This window comes from Pseudomonas sp. MH9.2 (assembly GCF_034353875.1).
In the GTDB taxonomy this organism is placed as follows: Bacteria; Pseudomonadota; Gammaproteobacteria; order Pseudomonadales; family Pseudomonadaceae; genus Aquipseudomonas.
Genome location: NZ_CP133784.1, coordinates 3371411 through 3386338 on the forward strand (window position 1 = coordinate 3371411; position 14928 = coordinate 3386338).

The window sequence follows — 14928 nt, forward strand, 5'->3', positions numbered from 1 at the left end:
TACGTTGAAAAGCGTATCGCTTAGTTTGGCCTTTAGCCCGGATTCATTTCCGGGCTTCGTGCGTTAACCAAGGACTTTTATGTCGCGTCGTATTTCCCCCGTCATACCCGGCTTCGGGCTGACGCTGGGCTACACCTTGGTGTACCTCAGCTTGATTGTGTTGATCCCGCTGGCTGCCATGTTCATCCATGCTGCCCAGCTGACGTGGGATCAATTCTGGGCCATCGTCACTGCCCCGCGTGTGGTTGCCGCCTTGAAGCTGAGTTTTGGCACCGCATTTTATGCCGCCATCATCAATGGCGTGATTGGCACACTGCTGGCTTGGGTGCTGGTGCGTTACACCTTCCCCGGGCGCAAGATCATCGATGCAATGATCGACCTGCCGTTCGCGCTGCCGACCGCTGTCGCCGGTATCGCCCTGACGGCGCTGTATACGCCGACAGGCCTGGTAGGGCAGTTCGCCGCCGACCTGGGCTTCAAGATTGCTTACACCCCGCTTGGCATCACCCTCGCCCTGACCTTTGTCACGCTGCCGTTCGTGGTGCGCACGGTGCAGCCAGTGTTGGCCGATATCCCGCGTGAAGTCGAAGAAGCCGCCGCCTGCCTGGGCGCGAGGCCGTTGCAAGTGTTCCGCTATATTCTGGTGCCGGCCCTGCTTCCCGCATGGCTGACCGGGTTCGCCCTGGCCTTTGCGCGTGGCGTCGGCGAGTACGGATCGGTGATTTTCATTGCCGGCAACATGCCGATGAAAACCGAGATCCTGCCGCTGCTGATCATGGTCAAGCTCGATCAATACGATTACACCGGCGCCACCGCCATTGGCGTGATGATGCTGATGGTTTCTTTCGTCCTGCTGCTGCTGATCAACTTGTTGCAGCGTCGCATCGAAACCCCATCCTAAGGAGGCGCGTATGTCTTACTCAACTGTTTCTGCTGCCGCCTCCGCCAACGCTGCCCGTCGTGGCAGCGCAGTGTCTCGACGGATTCTGATCGGCCTTGGCTGGCTGGTTTTTATCCTGTTTCTGGGGCTGCCGTTGTTCATTGTGGTCTCTCAAGGCCTGAAAAACGGACTGGGCGCGTTCTTCACCGCGATCTTCGAGCCGGACGCATTGTCGGCGCTCAAACTCACCGTGATCGCCGTGCTGATTTCGGTACCGCTCAATGTCGTGTTCGGCGTCAGCGCTGCCTGGTGCGTGAGCAAGTACTCGTTCCGTGGCAAAAGTATGCTGGTGACCCTGATCGACTTGCCGTTTTCGGTGTCACCGGTAATCGCCGGTCTGGTCTACGTCCTGATGTTCGGCGCTCAAGGCTTGTTCGGGCCGTGGCTACAGGATCACGACATCCAGATCGTGTTTGCCTTGCCGGGTATCGTGCTAGCGACTATTTTCGTGACCGTGCCGTTTGTTGCTCGCGAGCTGATCCCGTTGATGCAGGAGCAAGGCACGCAGGAAGAAGAGGCGGCGCGGCTGTTGGGTGCCAACGGCTGGCAGATGTTCTGGCACGTCACGGTCCCGAACATCAAGTGGGGTTTGATCTACGGCGTGGTGCTGTGTACCGCACGGGCCATGGGTGAGTTCGGCGCGGTCTCGGTGGTTTCCGGGCACATTCGCGGCGTCACCAACACCCTGCCGTTGCACGTTGAGATCCTTTATAACGAATACAACCACGTCGCAGCGTTTGCCGTGGCGAGCCTGTTGCTGATCCTGGCGCTGTTCATCCTGCTGCTCAAGCAGTGGAGCGAGTCGCGCATTACCCGTCTGCGCCAAAGTGCGGCGGAGGAATAATTCATGTCGATCGAAGTCCGTAACGTCAGCAAGCGTTTCAACGCTTTCCAGGCCCTGAACTCCATCAATCTGGACATTCAAAGCGGTGAGCTGGTAGCTCTGCTGGGCCCGTCAGGCTGTGGCAAAACCACCTTGCTGCGTATTATTGCCGGCCTGGAAACCCCAGATGAGGGCAGCATCGTTTTCCACGGAGAAGACGTCTCCGGGCACGATGTGCGTGATCGCAATGTCGGGTTCGTGTTCCAGCACTACGCACTGTTTCGCCACATGACGGTGTTCGACAACGTCGCGTTCGGTCTGCGCATGAAACCGAAGAACCAGCGTCCGACCGAAAGTCAGATTGCGGTCAAGGTTCATGAACTGCTGAACATGGTGCAGCTCGATTGGTTGTCGGACCGTTATCCGGAACAGTTGTCCGGCGGTCAGCGTCAGCGTATCGCGCTGGCCCGTGCGTTGGCGGTCGAGCCTAAAGTGCTCTTGCTTGATGAACCGTTCGGCGCGCTGGATGCCAAGGTCCGTAAAGAGCTGCGCCGCTGGCTGGCGCGCCTGCACGAAGACATCAACCTGACCTCGGTCTTCGTGACCCACGACCAGGAAGAAGCCATGGAAGTGGCAGACCGCATCGTGGTGATGAACAAGGGCGTGATCGAGCAGATCGGCTCACCGGGTGAGGTGTATGAAAACCCGGCCAGCGATTTTGTTTACCACTTCCTGGGTGACTCCAACCGTCTGCACCTGGGCGACGATAACCACGTGCTATTCCGCCCGCATGAGGTGTCGTTGTCGCGGCATGAACTGGAAGACCACCACGCGGCCGAAGTGCGTGATATCCGGCCGCTGGGCGCCACCACTCGTGTGACCTTGAAGGTCGAAGGTCAAAGCGAACTGATCGAAGCCGAAGTGGTGAAAGACCACGACAGCCTGATCGGTCTGACACGTGGTGACACCTTGTTCTTCAAGCCGAAGGTCTGGCAGAAACTGGCGGGTAGCTGATCTTTTTGACGCGGCGTGTTCGGCACACCGCGTCAAACCATTCGCCTGTGCCGGCTGTGTGGAGCGAACGCATTCGCGAATGACGTCAATCAAACCAGCGCTTTCTTCCCGCGAATACCGGTAGGCCCGACACGCTCTTCCATGGCGTGCTTGAGTGACTGTCGCAGCCCCAGCAAAAACGCCACTTCGGCCACCACGAACAGTGGCCCGACGATCAGCCCCGACACATCGTCAACGAACGCCGGTTTACGCCCTTCGTAAAAATGGCCGACAAATTGAATCGCCCAACCGACGACAAACAAACCGACGCCGCTGCTCAGCCAGACCAGCGTCGACTGCACGGCAAGCGTGTGTCCTGTCCAAAGGGATAGGCCGAGCAGGGCGCCCATCACCACACCGAACCGCATATCCAGGCGCAAGTAGAACCCTGTAGACCCCAGTGCCAGCAGGGTTGCGGGCGAAAGCCATATGCCGCCTATCACGGCGCCGGGACGCGAAAGGAGCACGGCCACCGCAATGACAATCAGCGGAATGCCGATAAAGTGACTGACGATGTTGCGTGTGTCGCGATGGTAGGCGGCGTATTGACTAAGATGATCAACGAGGTTTTTCATTGTTATTCCTCCTGTGGAACGATGATCATGCCTCGGGATTTGAAAGAGCTTTGTCCGTTACCCGACAAAGTCTGCAATTAAGGAGTTCATATGAGCGGAGCCGTATGGCGGACCCGACTGCTGACCGGCTACTGGTTCAGCAATCTGCCGGCTGGTTTACAGGATAGCTTGCTCAATGCCGCGAAAACGCGACGCCTGACGCCAGGTAAGCCGTTGTTCCGGCGCGGCGATCCGCCGTGTGGGTTGTATGCGGTGCTCGAAGGCGCGATTCGTATTGGCTCGGTCAGCGAGCAAGGCAAGCAGACGTTGCTGTCGCGGATCGAGCTGCCTTACTGGTTTGGCGAGGTGTCGTTGTTCGATGGCCTGCCGCGCACCCATGACGCATTTTCCGAAGCCCACAGCATTCTGTTGCAGGTCCCGCAGTCGGCGCTGGTGACTCTGCTGGAAAAAGAGCCTCAGTATTGGCGCCATTTCGCCTTGTTGATGAGTCAGAAACTACGCCTGACGTTCGTTCATCTCGAGCAGCAAAGCTTGTTGCCTGCCGCCGCGCGCGTGGCCTGTCGCTTACTGTTGATCGCCGAAGGGTATGGCGAGATCAATCGCTCGCGAGAGGTGATCGAGCTGCCTCAGGAGCCGTTGGCGCAAATGCTGTCGATGTCTCGCCAGACCATCAACAAAATCCTCAACGATTTTCAGACTCAGGGTGTCCTGGACATCAGTTATGGCGAAATCAGGATTCTTGACCTGGATAAACTGCGTGCGGCGGCCTCGCAATCAGCCTAGCCTAGACGCACGATAAATGAGGTGCACCATGCGTTTGCTGTTAGTGGAAAACGATCTCAGTACCGCCAATCAGTTGGCCAAGGGGCTTGGCGAGTCGGGGTTTAGGGTCGACGTCGCGGATAACGGCCTGTCCGGCCGCCATTTCGTCGAAGAGAATGCCTACGACCTGATCATCCTCGATGCCATGTTGCCGGGCCTGAATGGCTGGCAACTGCTGCAACTGGTCCGTCAGCGCGGCAATACGCCCGTGTTGTTCCTGACCGCCCGCGATACCATGGAAGACCGGTTGCGCGGGCTGGAACTGGGTGCCGATGATTACCTGCTCAAGCCCTTTACCCTTGAGGAACTGTTGGTCCGGGTTCGGACCTTGCTGCGGCGTGGGCCAACCGGTACTGCCGACAGCTACTCTATTGCCGATCTGGAAATCGACGTACCACTCCAGCGCGTTAGTCGTGGCGGGCAACGGATCTCGTTGAGCGATCAGGAGTTCGAACTGCTGCAGTTGCTGGTCAGCCGTCAGGGTGATGTCATTTCACGCGCGCTGATCGCTTCGCAGGTGTTCAACAATGACATGGACAAGGTCGAAATCGCCATCCATCGCCTGCGCTCTAAAATCGATGAGCGCTACTTGCCGAAACTGATTCATACCGTGGGTGTTGTGGGCTATCAGTTGGAGGTGCTGGAAGGCTGATTGAGCTCTGTTGGCTGACTCCAACATGCACTATAGGCAGCTTTCTGCCCGGTAACGTTTCTGTCACAGCGTTTGGATAAGCTCGAATTGTAAGTTTTTTATGGGCCGCTCCTTAGGCAGGGGGCGGTCCTTTTTTTTGCCTGCCGAATCTATAATCCTTATATTCTTTTAAGGTCTTAATAAATAGCTTCTTATTCCTTAACGAATATATGTCGCGTCCTTATACTTTGCCCATGAACGCAAACAGGCAGGAGGCGCACCCCATGCGTAACGAGTCGATCCGCTATCTGATCGTGCCAGGCTGGCAAGGGTCGTCTGACGACCATTGGCAAACGCATTGGCAGAACAGTTTGCCCAACAGCGCGCGCGTGGAGCAGGCCGACTGGCTCAAACCACGGCGCGAGGATTGGGTCGGTGAATTGCAGCGCGCGATTGTCGCTGACAGCACGCCGGTGATCCTGATCGCTCATAGCCTGGGGTGCATCACCGTTGCGCATTGGGCCGAACTCGCGCCTTTGCAGTCGCTGCGTCAGGTGCGCGGTGCCTTGCTGGTGGCGCCTGCTGACGTTGAACGGCCGAACTGCTCGCCTGCGTTACGTAATTTCGCACCGATTCCTGGGCACCTGCTGCCGTTTCCGACCCAAGTGGTCAGCTCGGATAACGACACGGCGGTCAGTACTCAGCGCGCGCTGGAGCTGGCTCATAACTGGGGCGCAGAAGCAGGCATTCTCAGGGGGGCGGGGCACATCAATGTGAAGTCCGGCCATCAGCGCTGGGAGCAGGGCTTCGCCTATCTGTACCGCCTGCAAAACCGAATGGAACACCACGCTCGGCGTCGCGCCTGAATTCGATCGGCGCGGCAGACGCCATGCTTTACTCATCGACCTCAATAATTTTCACGCCGGACCCTCGGGCCCTATTGTCTATTTTTAACGCGTGAGTCGTCGCAAGGGCTCAGGCGGGAGTTTGCCATGAGCCTTCACGAAACCTTTGGTCAGCCGTTATTGACCTTCCCCGATGCGGAAAAAAGCCCGCTGAGCATTCGCGCCAAAGCGCTGGTGTTCGTCGACCCGCGCTCGCGTCAGTTGCGCGAAGAGCTGGAGCAACTGGCACCGCGCTCGTTACCGGTGCTGATCCGTGGCGAAACCGGCAGCGGCAAGGAACTGCTGGCCCGGCATATCCATCGCGCCAGCGACCGTGGGGGCTTATTCGTGTCAGTGAACTGCGGAGCGATCAGCCCGACGTACGCCGATGCCGAGCTGTTCGGCTATGCCGCCGGCGCTCACAGCAGCTCCGCCAGCAGTCGTGCGGGATGGTTCGGTTCGGCCAATGGCGGGACCTTGTACCTGGATGAAATCGGCGATTTGCCGCTGCCGATACAGATCAAGCTGTTGGCGGCGCTGGAGAACCATGAAGTGACCCGCGTTGGCGCCCAGCAACCCAGCCCGGTGGACGTGCGTCTGGTGGCCGCCACCAGCATCGATCTGGCGCAGGCGGTGGCCGTCGGTAAATTTAACGAGCGGCTTTATCACTACCTCAGCGAAGGTCGACTGGACCTGCCTGCGTTACGCGAGCGAGTGGGTGACATCCTGTCTTTGGCCGAATATTTTCTCGGCATTTACAGCCAGCGTTTGGGCTTGCCGGTGCCACTGATCAGTGAAACTGCGCAACAGGTATTGGAGCGGCACAGTTGGCCGGGCAATACTCGCGAGCTGGAGAACGTTATTCATTTCGCGCTGTTGGTCAGCAGTGGCGATGAAATTTTGCCCGAACACCTTAATCTGCCCGACAGCGCGAATCCTCTGGCGCAGATCGAGCAGCAAGCGGAGCACTTGCTCGCTTTCGCGCATCCCGGGCAACTGTCGGAATTGCAGCGATTGCTGGAGCGCCTGAGCCAACGCGTGTCGCAAACCCCGCGTTAGACGCTGTGTTTCGCGGAGAGAGTGGCGCTTAATGCTAGTCAGCACAAAAAAGCATAACCATTGACGTAAAAAGTATTGTCATGGAATAAGAAATATCGGTAATGTCCGTTTCACGCCGCTGAGTCATAAGGTTCAACCGATGATCAGCGGCAACTCACTGATAAGCCGTCGTTTGTGACGACCGCGACTTTCGCTAAGGACACCGCATGAAAAAGACGTTGTTGTTGACCGCCCTCGCTGCTGCGCTTTCGATTGGCCTGGCCCACGCGGGTGAAAAACTGGTCGTCGGCGCTACGCCTGTTCCGCACGCCGAGATTCTTGAGTTGATCAAGCCTGAGCTGGCAAAAGAAGGCGTGGACCTGGAAATCAAAGTCTTCAACGACTACGTGCAGCCGAACCTGCAGGTTTTCCAGAAGAAGCTCGATGCCAACTACTTCCAGACCAAGCCGTACCTGGATGGCTTCAACAAAGGCAAGAAGGCTGATCTGGTTACCGTCGTCGGCGTTCACGTCGAACCGTTCGGTGGCTACTCGTCCAAGTACAAATCCCTGGCTGACCTGCCGGACGGCGCAACTGTTGCCATTCCAAACGAAGGCAGCAACGCTGGCCGTGCACTGCTGCTGTTGGAGAAAGCCGGTCTGATCACCCTGAACGACCCGACTGACGCACTGGCAACGGTAAAGGACGTCAAGACCAACCCCAAGAACCTGAAGTTCAAGGAGCTGGAGTCGGCCATGTTGGCGCGCGCTTACAATCAGGTTGATCTGGACATGATCAACACCAACTATGCGTTGGAAGCCAAGCTCAACCCGAAGAAGGATGCACTGATTCTCGAAGGCGCTGATTCGCCTTACGTGAACTTCCTGGTGGCGCGTCCAGACAACGCCCACAGCGATGCAATCCAGAAACTGGCCAAGGCGCTGACCAGCCCTGAAGTCAAAGCATTCATTGCCAAGAAGTACGACGGCGCGGTACTGCCGGCGTTCTGATCTGAATTCAAGCGTTAACGTTTTTTACGCCGGCGGCTTTCATTAGCGTCGGCGTTTTTGCGTTTGGAACTGACCTGCCCGGCGGATCGCTAGTGTGTTCAGTGATATCTATATTCCTCAACGGTATTTAAATTAAGTTTCTTATACCTATAAAGTTCTGACTCTTGTTACCCAGCACACCCGGAGTCGGAGTTCTCATGCCAGCAGCCTCCCAAGCGTCCTCATCTGTATACATAGCCGATCAAGCATTCGACATACGCTCGTTCGCCGAAAAAGTGGGTGCGGAAATCATCGGCCTGGATCTGTCCCGGCCTCTCAGCGATGCGGACTTCGCCCGTGTCCATCAGGCGCACCTGGACTACCACGTCGTGGTGTTTCGCGATCAACACATCACCCCGCAGCAGCAGATTGATTTCAGTCGGCGTTTCGGCATCCTGCAAATCCATGTACTCAAGCAGTTTCTGCTAAAAAACCATCCGGAAATTCTTATCGTTTCGAACATCGTCGAGGACGGTCAGCCGATTGGCTTGGGCGATGCCGGCAAGTATTGGCACTCGGACCTGTCCTACAAGGAACTGCCGAGCCTCGGTTCGATGCTGCACGCCCAGGAGCTGCCTGACGAAGGTGGTGACACGTTGTTCGCCAATCTGCACGTTGCCTGGGATACGTTGCCGCACGCCCTGCGTGAGGCGGTCGAAGGCCTCTCGGCGGTGCATTCCTACACCTCGCGCTACAGCGACGGCAAAAATGCCGCCAACTGGCGCCCGGCGCTGACGTCGGAGCAGCTTGCACAAGTGGCTGAAGTGACTCACCCGATTGTGCGCACCCATCCAGAAACCGGGCGCAAGGCGTTGTTCGTCAGCGAAGGATTCACCACGCGCATCGTCGGCCTGCCGGAAGACGAAAGTCGCCAGTTGCTGGATCAACTCTATGCCCACAGCGTGCGTCCAGAGCATGTCTATCGGCACCAATGGCAGCCCCATGATCTGGTGTTCTGGGACAACCGCTCGCTGATCCATTTGGCTGCGGGTTGCCCCACTGAACTGCGCCGCAAGCTGTTCCGTACCACGATTCAAGGTGATGCGCCGTTCTGATCGAGGGAGTTGTTTCATGAACGCTGTTTTGCAGGACCACACGGCCAGCGATAGTTTTATCGCACACAAGGTCAATCAGCAGACGGCTGAGCCTTTGTTGCAAGTACAGGGCGTGAGCCTGGAGTACCGCACCCCCGAGCGGGTGGTGCGGGCGACTCATCAAGTGAGTTTTGAAATCGACCCTGCGGATCGCTTCGTGCTGCTGGGGCCCTCGGGCTGCGGCAAATCCACCTTGCTCAAAGCTGTGGCCGGCTTCATTCAGCCCAGTGAAGGGCAGATCCGTCTGGCGGGCGTGCAAATCAAAGAACCTGGCCCGGACCGGATAGTGGTGTTCCAGGAGTTCGATCAGTTGCCGCCCTGGAAAACCGTGATCCAGAACGTGATTTTCCCGTTGGTGGCGTCTCGCACTCTCAAGCGTCGCGAGGCCGAAGAGCGTGCGCGTTACTACCTGGACAAAGTCGGCTTGAGCGCGTTTGCCGACGCCTACCCGCACACCTTGTCCGGCGGTATGAAAGCGCGGGTGGCGATTGCTCGCGCCTTGGCCATGCAGCCAAAAATCCTGTTGATGGACGAACCCTTTGCCGCCCTCGATGCACTGACCCGACGCAAGATGCAGGAAGAACTCCTGGCGCTGTGGGACGAGGTGCGTTTCACCTTGTTGTTCGTCACCCACTCCATCGAAGAAGCGCTGGTGGTCGGTAACCGAATTTTGCTGCTTTCGCCCCATCCAGGCCGCGTTCGGGCTGAAATCAACAGCCATCAATACGACCTGAACAGCCTCGGCGGTGCCGGTTTTCAAAACACCGCGCAACGCATTCATCGCCTGTTGTTCGATGAGGGTGGGACCGAACCGGTGGACCGCGAACTGAGCTTCCAGGATGTGCGCATAGCGTACTGACCATGACCCCGTCTCCCAGAAAAACGCTAACCCCTGTAGGAGCTGACTTGTCTGCGAAAGGCTGGGGTCGCGTCCGCCCCGGAGGACCTTCATACGGGGATGAATCCAGCCATTTTGCGACTGCTGCGCAGCCGATTCGCAGACAAGTCAGCTCCTACCTGGACATGATCCACCAAGAGAATTCGAGCATGAGCGTCCGAGAGGAATACGAAATCACGCTGACGCCTTTTACTCAGGCGGCACTGGCGGGTGATATCCCGCTGACGCAACGTATCTGGCAACTGAGCTGGGTGCGCAAAAGCGTGATCCTGATCGCCCTGGCGGTGATCTGGGAACTGGCTGCGCGTGTGCAAAACAATGACCTGCTGCTGCCGAGTTTTTTGCAGACCGCCGCTGCTTTCTACGACGGCATCATCACCGGTGAGTTGCTGAACAAGGTCTGGATTTCCCTGACCGTGCTGGTCAAGGGCTACCTGATCGGGATCATCCTTGCGTTCGGCTTGACGACGCTGGCGGTATCAACGCAATTGGGCCGCGACCTGCTCAGCACGCTGACCGCGATGCTCAACCCGTTGCCTGCGATTGCCTTGCTGCCGTTGTCGCTGCTGTGGTTTGGCCTGGGTGAGAACAGCCTGATTTTCGTGCTGGTGCATTCGGTGCTGTGGGCGCTGGCACTGAATACGTATGCGGGCTTTCTCGGTGTCTCGGAAACCCAGCGCATGGCCGGGCGTAACTATGGCCTCAAGGGGCTGCGCTTCGTCTGGTTCATTCTGATCCCTGCCGCGCTGCCATCGATTCTGGCCGGGCTGAAAATTGGCTGGGCCTTCGCCTGGCGCACGTTGATCGCCGCAGAGCTGGTGTTTGGTGCGTCGTCGGGTAAAGGCGGGTTGGGTTGGTACATCTTTCAGAATCGCAACGAGCTGTATACCGACAAAGTATTCGCCGGGTTGGCCGCCGTTATTTTGATCGGCTTGCTGGTGGAAAACCTGCTGTTCAACAACATCGAACGCCTGACCGTAAAACGCTGGGGCATGCAGCGCTGACAACACGCGTAACCTTCTTATCTGCATTGCGAGGATCACATGGCCACTTCTTTCAAGCGTCCGGCGCTGACAGCACTTGCGACGGCATTCGGTTTATTCGGGGCACTCCTGAGCAGCGGCGTGCAAGCAGAAGGCAAGATCAGCATCGCCCAACAATTCGGTATCGGCTACCTGATTCTCGACGTGGTGCGCGATCAGCAATTGATCGAGAAACACGGTAAACAGCAGGGCCTGGACATCAAGGTCGACTGGAACAGCATCTCGGGATCTACGGCCATGAACGAAGCATTGCTGGCCGGTGCGCTGGATGTGGTCTCGGCCGGGGTTCCTCCGATGTTGACCCTCTGGGATCGCACCAAGGGCAAACAGAACGTCAAGGCCATCGCTTCGCTGGGTTCGATGCCTAACTACCTGCTTAGCAACAACCCGGACGTGAAGAGCTTGAAAGACTTCACTGACAAGGACCGTATCGCCGTGCCTGCCGCAGGTGTCGGCTTCCAGTCACGCACGTTGCAGATCGAAACGGCCAAGCAGTTTGGCGATGCCGACTTCAAACGCTTCGATACGATCTCCGTCAGCCTGCCGCACCCGGATGCTACCTCGGCGTTGATCGCCGGCGGGTCTGAAATCAGTTCACACTTTTCCAGCCCGCCGTTCCAGTATCAGGAGCTGGAAAACCCGAAGGTGCATAAGGTGCTCAGCTCCTATGACGTGCTCGGCGGTCAGGCCACGTTCAACGTGCTCTACACCACTGAAAAATTTCACGACGAAAACCCCAAGACCTACAAAGCGTTCTATGACGCCCTGGCTGAAGCCGAGCACATCATCAAGGCCGACAAGCCTGCCGCTGCTCAGACCTACATTCGTGTGGAGCAATCGAAATTGCCATTGGCCTTCGTCGAAAAAATCGTCGCCGACCCGGAAATCGATTTCACCATCACCCCTCAGCGCACCTTCATCTACGCCAGCAAATTGCAGGAATTGGGCGTGCTGAAAAACAAGGCTGACAGCTGGAAAGACTTCTTCTTCGAAGAAGCACATGGCGCGCCGGGAAGCTGATTTCTACTCATAGATGGTGGCTGCGATCTTTTAGGACCGGTACTACAGACAGTTTTTTTGTTTTCCACTAATTTCTGCTACTTCGAGTCAGTTGCCGATTTTCGGGCGCGCGGGGGCAGCATGTTTTACATGAACCGATGTTTGTATTCAGGGCTGCTGATCTGCGCCCTGTTAATGGCGCCATGGGCCGCCGCCGATACCTGGTTGGAAAACGACTATTGGCGAATAGAGATAGACCCGGCAACACTGGCGATTCGTGCCATTCCTGCCCGGGGTGCAGCAGTGCAAGCCTCCGCCGGAGTGGTTGCGCATCGGGTCAGCGCTCTGGATAAGCATGCGGAGCGCATCAACTGGCTGTGGGATGACGGTGCCTGGCAGCTCAGCGCAACGCTGGATCAGCGTGAACTCTCTCTGACTATTCAAGCCCGAGACCCCGGTGAGCTGGTTTTTCTCCGGCAACCCGGTCATGCGATGGGGAAGGGCTTGATATGGCCGCTTGCTGAAGGGCGTTATGTCCCGGCAGGTGATCCAGTGTGGCAGCGGTTCCTGCTGGATCAGGGCGAATTCAATACCACTCAGGACCTCAGCTTGCCGCTGTGGGGTATCGATCATGGCGGTTTCACCCTGAACTGGCTGATGACGAATCCCTACAATAACCGCCTGACATTGAGCGCCGAAGGCCTGGGGTTGGCGATTGCGGCCAGTCATGAATTCACCTCGCTGGCCCCGTTGACGCCGCTGACCTTTAGCCTCTATTTGGGCGAGGCCGACCCGCTGGCTGGCGCCAAACGCTATCGACAGGGGCTGATTCAAGCTGGACGCTATGAAACCTTCAGCGACAAACTGCGGAAGACCCCAGAAGCCGCGAAGTTGCTGGGAGCCAGTCACATCTATTTATGGGGCAATGATTTACTCGGGCCGGATGATGTACGCAGTTGGCCGCGCTTGCTTGAACTACTGCGCGGCAAAGGAACATTGGCTACAGCGTTGCGCGGTTATCTTGATGCTGCAGCCACGCAGATGCTGGAAATCGCCCAGCCCCCGCTTAGCCGTTACCAACAGGCCACCCTGTTGAGCGGCCTTAATCAAGCCCTGAACACCAAAGCGCGAGAAAGTTGGCAGGGGGCGGCCAGACCGGATATGCAGGCGTTGGCCAATCGCTACGGCGAACTGCGCGAGGAGTTCGCGAAGGCTTTCGTCACGGCGCTGACACCGCAGCCTGAGCGGTGGGGCAGCATCATGTCCGAGACGACGATCAAGCAACTCCAGGCCGCCAAGCTGACGCGTTTGTGGCTGGGAGTGGCCGAAGGTTGGGAAGGCGGCCTGTGGCATCCCGAGGCGATACGCGCCGGCGTACAGGCTGGCTATCTGATGGCCCCATACGACTCTTATCAAACGGCATTGTCGTCGACGGAAAACCCGGACTGGACTACCGCGCATCTGGGAAACGACGCCTATCGCGATTGCGCCATATTATTGAAGCGCGGCGAGTTCAAGAGTGGGTTCCAGCAGTCAGGACATTACACCGACCCGCGCTGCGTGCGGCCTTTACTTGAGGCTCGAATAAAGGCGATTCAGGCTAAAGCCGGGTTCAACAGTTGGTTCCTCGATGCCTACGCGACCAGCATGTTGTTCGACAGCTATCGTCCTGACGCCAGCATGACCCAAGCGCAAAATGCCGCTGGCAATATTGATGCCTCACGCTGGATCGCTGAAACCTTGAAGCTGGTCGCAGGCTCTGAAGACGGAAATGCTGTCACCGCCCAAGGCATCCTGTTCGCTCATGGTATGCAGACGCCGGTTATTGGTTGGGGCGATCCGGACCTCAGCAAAAACAAACAGTCACCGTACTATCTGGGTGACTGGTACCCACCAGAACAGCCGAGCGTATTCTTCAAGCAGGTTCCGATCAAAGAACCCTATCGAACCGTCCATTTCGATCCCGCTACGAGGCTCCCCCTGTATCAGGCCGTGTTCCATGGCTCGGTGATCACCACTCATCACTGGCTGTTCGACAACGTCAAGCTGAGTAACGTGAGAGCGGAGAACGAGTTGATACAACTGCTCTACAACGTGCCGCCGCTTTACCACCTGAGTGCTGACACGCTGAAGCATCGGTTGCCGCTGATTGAGCGCCAGAACGCTTTTTTCCAACCTTTGCACCAACGTTTGGGGACTCAGTCTTTGACGGAATTCCGCTGGCTGACGCCCGATCGGCAAGTTCAGCAGACCACGTTTACCGATGGCACGCGATTGGTGGCCAACTTTGATCGCCAGGTGCGGGAGGTCGTCGGCAAGCGCTTTGCCGGGCAGTCTATTACAGCGTTTGAGGCGGACGGGCAGGTGACGGAATATATTGCCGACCAAAATCTCTGTGGGAAGTCCTTCAAGCCTTGCGCCACACACTCGCCAGCCACGGCTGTTTCTCGCGGGGCAGTCCTTCGGGGCGGTAATAGTGTTCAAGCTCGGTGAAGCCCACGTCATTGAGCAGTTCGCGCCAGGCTTCCAGGTCGTGATAGGAGCCATAACGGCTGCCGTTCCAGCCTTCCTGATTTTCGCCCCTTGGATTGGAGCTGAACAGCACGCCGCCCGGCTTCAGCGTTGCGTGCAGTTCGCGCAGGACCCGTGGCAGTTCCTGGCGGGGGACGTGGAACAACACTGCGTTGGCGAAGATGCCGTCGAAGCGCTCGGCCGGTAGATCTAGTTCGAGAAAGTTCTGCTGCAAGACTTCACAGCCGGTCTCGGCACGGGCCATGTCGGCGAAACGCTCGGCGCCGTCCAGACCCACCGCACTATGACCCATGGCGCTGAAGGTCTTCAGATCGCGTCCCGGTCCGCAGCCAAAATCCAGAATATGCCACGGCGCCTCGCCTTCGATATGTCGCAGCAGCGCGGCTATGTTCTGGCTGACGTCGTGGTCACGGGTGCCTTCGCGGAAGTCGTCAGCCACTTCGTTGTAGTGGCCGACGGTGGTGGCGGTGATTTTGGCGAGGTCCTGCGGGGCGAGTTTCATTGCGGGTCTGTCTGGGCGTGGGTAAGTGATGAATATACCCCCGCC

The 14928-nt window shown here is 57.8% G+C and carries 15 protein-coding genes; 13 read left to right on the plus strand and 2 right to left on the minus strand.

Annotated features, from left to right (window positions below; all coding sequences use genetic code 11):
• Nucleotides 1-79: 79 nt before the first annotated feature.
• The 3 genes from cysT to RHM55_RS15780 are packed head-to-tail and all read left to right on the plus strand — an operon-like array spanning nt 80 to nt 2777.
• On the plus strand, nt 80-901 hold the full coding sequence (gene cysT, locus RHM55_RS15770; protein ID WP_219063721.1) for a sulfate ABC transporter permease subunit CysT: 822 nt from the start codon (nt 80-82) through the stop codon (nt 899-901).
• A gap of 10 nt (nt 902-911) precedes the next feature.
• Nucleotides 912-1784, plus strand: a complete 873-nt coding sequence (cysW, locus tag RHM55_RS15775; protein WP_322177261.1) for a sulfate ABC transporter permease subunit CysW — start codon at nt 912-914, stop codon at nt 1782-1784.
• A 3-nt stretch (nt 1785-1787) separates the two neighbouring features.
• Nucleotides 1788-2777, plus strand: a complete 990-nt coding sequence (locus RHM55_RS15780) for a sulfate ABC transporter ATP-binding protein (RefSeq protein WP_322177262.1) — start codon at nt 1788-1790, stop codon at nt 2775-2777.
• Nucleotides 2778-2866: 89 nt separating this feature from the next.
• Here RHM55_RS15780 and RHM55_RS15785 read toward each other — a convergent pair whose 3' ends face one another.
• Nucleotides 2867-3391: a DUF962 domain-containing protein gene (locus tag RHM55_RS15785; RefSeq protein ID WP_322177263.1), complete on the minus strand. Its 525-nt coding sequence runs from the start codon at nt 3389-3391 to the stop codon at nt 2867-2869.
• 90 nt (nt 3392-3481) lie between these two features.
• Between RHM55_RS15785 and RHM55_RS15790 the strand changes: the two genes are divergently transcribed.
• The 10 genes from RHM55_RS15790 to RHM55_RS15835 all read left to right on the plus strand — a co-directional run bounded on the left by RHM55_RS15790 (nt 3482) and on the right by RHM55_RS15835 (nt 14342).
• Nucleotides 3482-4174 (plus strand): Crp/Fnr family transcriptional regulator, encoded by a 693-nt coding sequence (locus tag RHM55_RS15790; RefSeq protein ID WP_322177264.1) that lies wholly within the window; start codon nt 3482-3484, stop codon nt 4172-4174.
• 28 nt (nt 4175-4202) lie between these two features.
• A complete protein-coding gene (locus tag RHM55_RS15795) occupies nt 4203-4865 on the plus strand; it encodes a response regulator (protein ID WP_322177265.1) in 663 nt (220 codons plus the stop codon).
• Between the two features lie 263 nt (nt 4866-5128).
• Nucleotides 5129-5710 carry an alpha/beta hydrolase gene (locus tag RHM55_RS15800; RefSeq protein WP_322177266.1) on the plus strand — a complete coding sequence of 194 codons (582 nt, stop codon included), beginning with the start codon at nt 5129-5131 and terminating at the stop codon, nt 5708-5710.
• A 126-nt stretch (nt 5711-5836) separates the two neighbouring features.
• Nucleotides 5837-6787: a sigma 54-interacting transcriptional regulator gene (locus RHM55_RS15805; protein WP_322177267.1), complete on the plus strand. Its 951-nt coding sequence runs from the start codon at nt 5837-5839 to the stop codon at nt 6785-6787.
• A gap of 206 nt (nt 6788-6993) precedes the next feature.
• On the plus strand, nt 6994-7776 hold the full coding sequence (locus RHM55_RS15810; RefSeq protein ID WP_219063730.1) for a MetQ/NlpA family ABC transporter substrate-binding protein: 783 nt from the start codon (nt 6994-6996) through the stop codon (nt 7774-7776).
• 197 nt (nt 7777-7973) lie between these two features.
• Nucleotides 7974-8870 carry a TauD/TfdA family dioxygenase gene (locus RHM55_RS15815; RefSeq protein ID WP_322177268.1) on the plus strand — a complete coding sequence of 299 codons (897 nt, stop codon included), beginning with the start codon at nt 7974-7976 and terminating at the stop codon, nt 8868-8870.
• 16 nt (nt 8871-8886) lie between these two features.
• Nucleotides 8887-9768 carry an ABC transporter ATP-binding protein gene (locus tag RHM55_RS15820; RefSeq protein ID WP_322177269.1) on the plus strand — a complete coding sequence of 294 codons (882 nt, stop codon included), beginning with the start codon at nt 8887-8889 and terminating at the stop codon, nt 9766-9768.
• Between the two features lie 188 nt (nt 9769-9956).
• Complete coding sequence (locus RHM55_RS15825; protein ID WP_322177270.1) at nt 9957-10811, plus strand: ABC transporter permease; 855 nt, start codon at nt 9957-9959, stop codon at nt 10809-10811.
• A gap of 39 nt (nt 10812-10850) precedes the next feature.
• Complete coding sequence (locus tag RHM55_RS15830) at nt 10851-11870, plus strand: ABC transporter substrate-binding protein (RefSeq protein ID WP_322177271.1); 1020 nt, start codon at nt 10851-10853, stop codon at nt 11868-11870.
• 129 nt (nt 11871-11999) lie between these two features.
• On the plus strand, nt 12000-14342 hold the full coding sequence (locus RHM55_RS15835; protein WP_322182971.1) for a glycoside hydrolase: 2343 nt from the start codon (nt 12000-12002) through the stop codon (nt 14340-14342).
• On the opposite strand, the gene RHM55_RS15840 is transcribed toward RHM55_RS15835, so the two are convergent.
• Entirely contained in the window at nt 14257-14883 is a 627-nt protein-coding gene (locus RHM55_RS15840; protein ID WP_322177272.1) for a class I SAM-dependent methyltransferase, read from the minus strand. The genes RHM55_RS15835 and RHM55_RS15840 overlap by 86 nt on opposite strands.
• Between the last annotated feature and the right edge of the window lie 45 nt (nt 14884-14928).

Bases quoted from the DNA above. Each gene is read 5' to 3' on its own strand.
- RHM55_RS15830 (WP_322177271.1), top strand. From the start codon at position 10,851: ATGGCCACTTCTTTCAAGCGTCCGGCGCTGACAGCACTTGCGACGGCA.
- RHM55_RS15780 (WP_322177262.1), top strand. From the start codon at position 1,788: ATGTCGATCGAAGTCCGTAACGTCAGCAAGCGTTTCAACGCTTTCCAG.
- RHM55_RS15805 (WP_322177267.1), top strand. From the start codon at position 5,837: ATGAGCCTTCACGAAACCTTTGGTCAGCCGTTATTGACCTTCCCCGAT.
- RHM55_RS15840 (WP_322177272.1), bottom strand. From the start codon at position 14,883: ATGAAACTCGCCCCGCAGGACCTCGCCAAAATCACCGCCACCACCGTC.
- RHM55_RS15810 (WP_219063730.1), top strand. From the start codon at position 6,994: ATGAAAAAGACGTTGTTGTTGACCGCCCTCGCTGCTGCGCTTTCGATT.
- RHM55_RS15820 (WP_322177269.1), top strand. From the start codon at position 8,887: ATGAACGCTGTTTTGCAGGACCACACGGCCAGCGATAGTTTTATCGCA.
- RHM55_RS15815 (WP_322177268.1), top strand. From the start codon at position 7,974: ATGCCAGCAGCCTCCCAAGCGTCCTCATCTGTATACATAGCCGATCAA.
- RHM55_RS15835 (WP_322182971.1), top strand. From the start codon at position 12,000: ATGAACCGATGTTTGTATTCAGGGCTGCTGATCTGCGCCCTGTTAATG.
- RHM55_RS15825 (WP_322177270.1), top strand. From the start codon at position 9,957: ATGAGCGTCCGAGAGGAATACGAAATCACGCTGACGCCTTTTACTCAG.
- RHM55_RS15795 (WP_322177265.1), top strand. From the start codon at position 4,203: ATGCGTTTGCTGTTAGTGGAAAACGATCTCAGTACCGCCAATCAGTTG.
- RHM55_RS15785 (WP_322177263.1), bottom strand. From the start codon at position 3,391: ATGAAAAACCTCGTTGATCATCTTAGTCAATACGCCGCCTACCATCGC.
- RHM55_RS15800 (WP_322177266.1), top strand. From the start codon at position 5,129: ATGCGTAACGAGTCGATCCGCTATCTGATCGTGCCAGGCTGGCAAGGG.
- cysW (WP_322177261.1), top strand. From the start codon at position 912: ATGTCTTACTCAACTGTTTCTGCTGCCGCCTCCGCCAACGCTGCCCGT.
- cysT (WP_219063721.1), top strand. From the start codon at position 80: ATGTCGCGTCGTATTTCCCCCGTCATACCCGGCTTCGGGCTGACGCTG.
- RHM55_RS15790 (WP_322177264.1), top strand. From the start codon at position 3,482: ATGAGCGGAGCCGTATGGCGGACCCGACTGCTGACCGGCTACTGGTTC.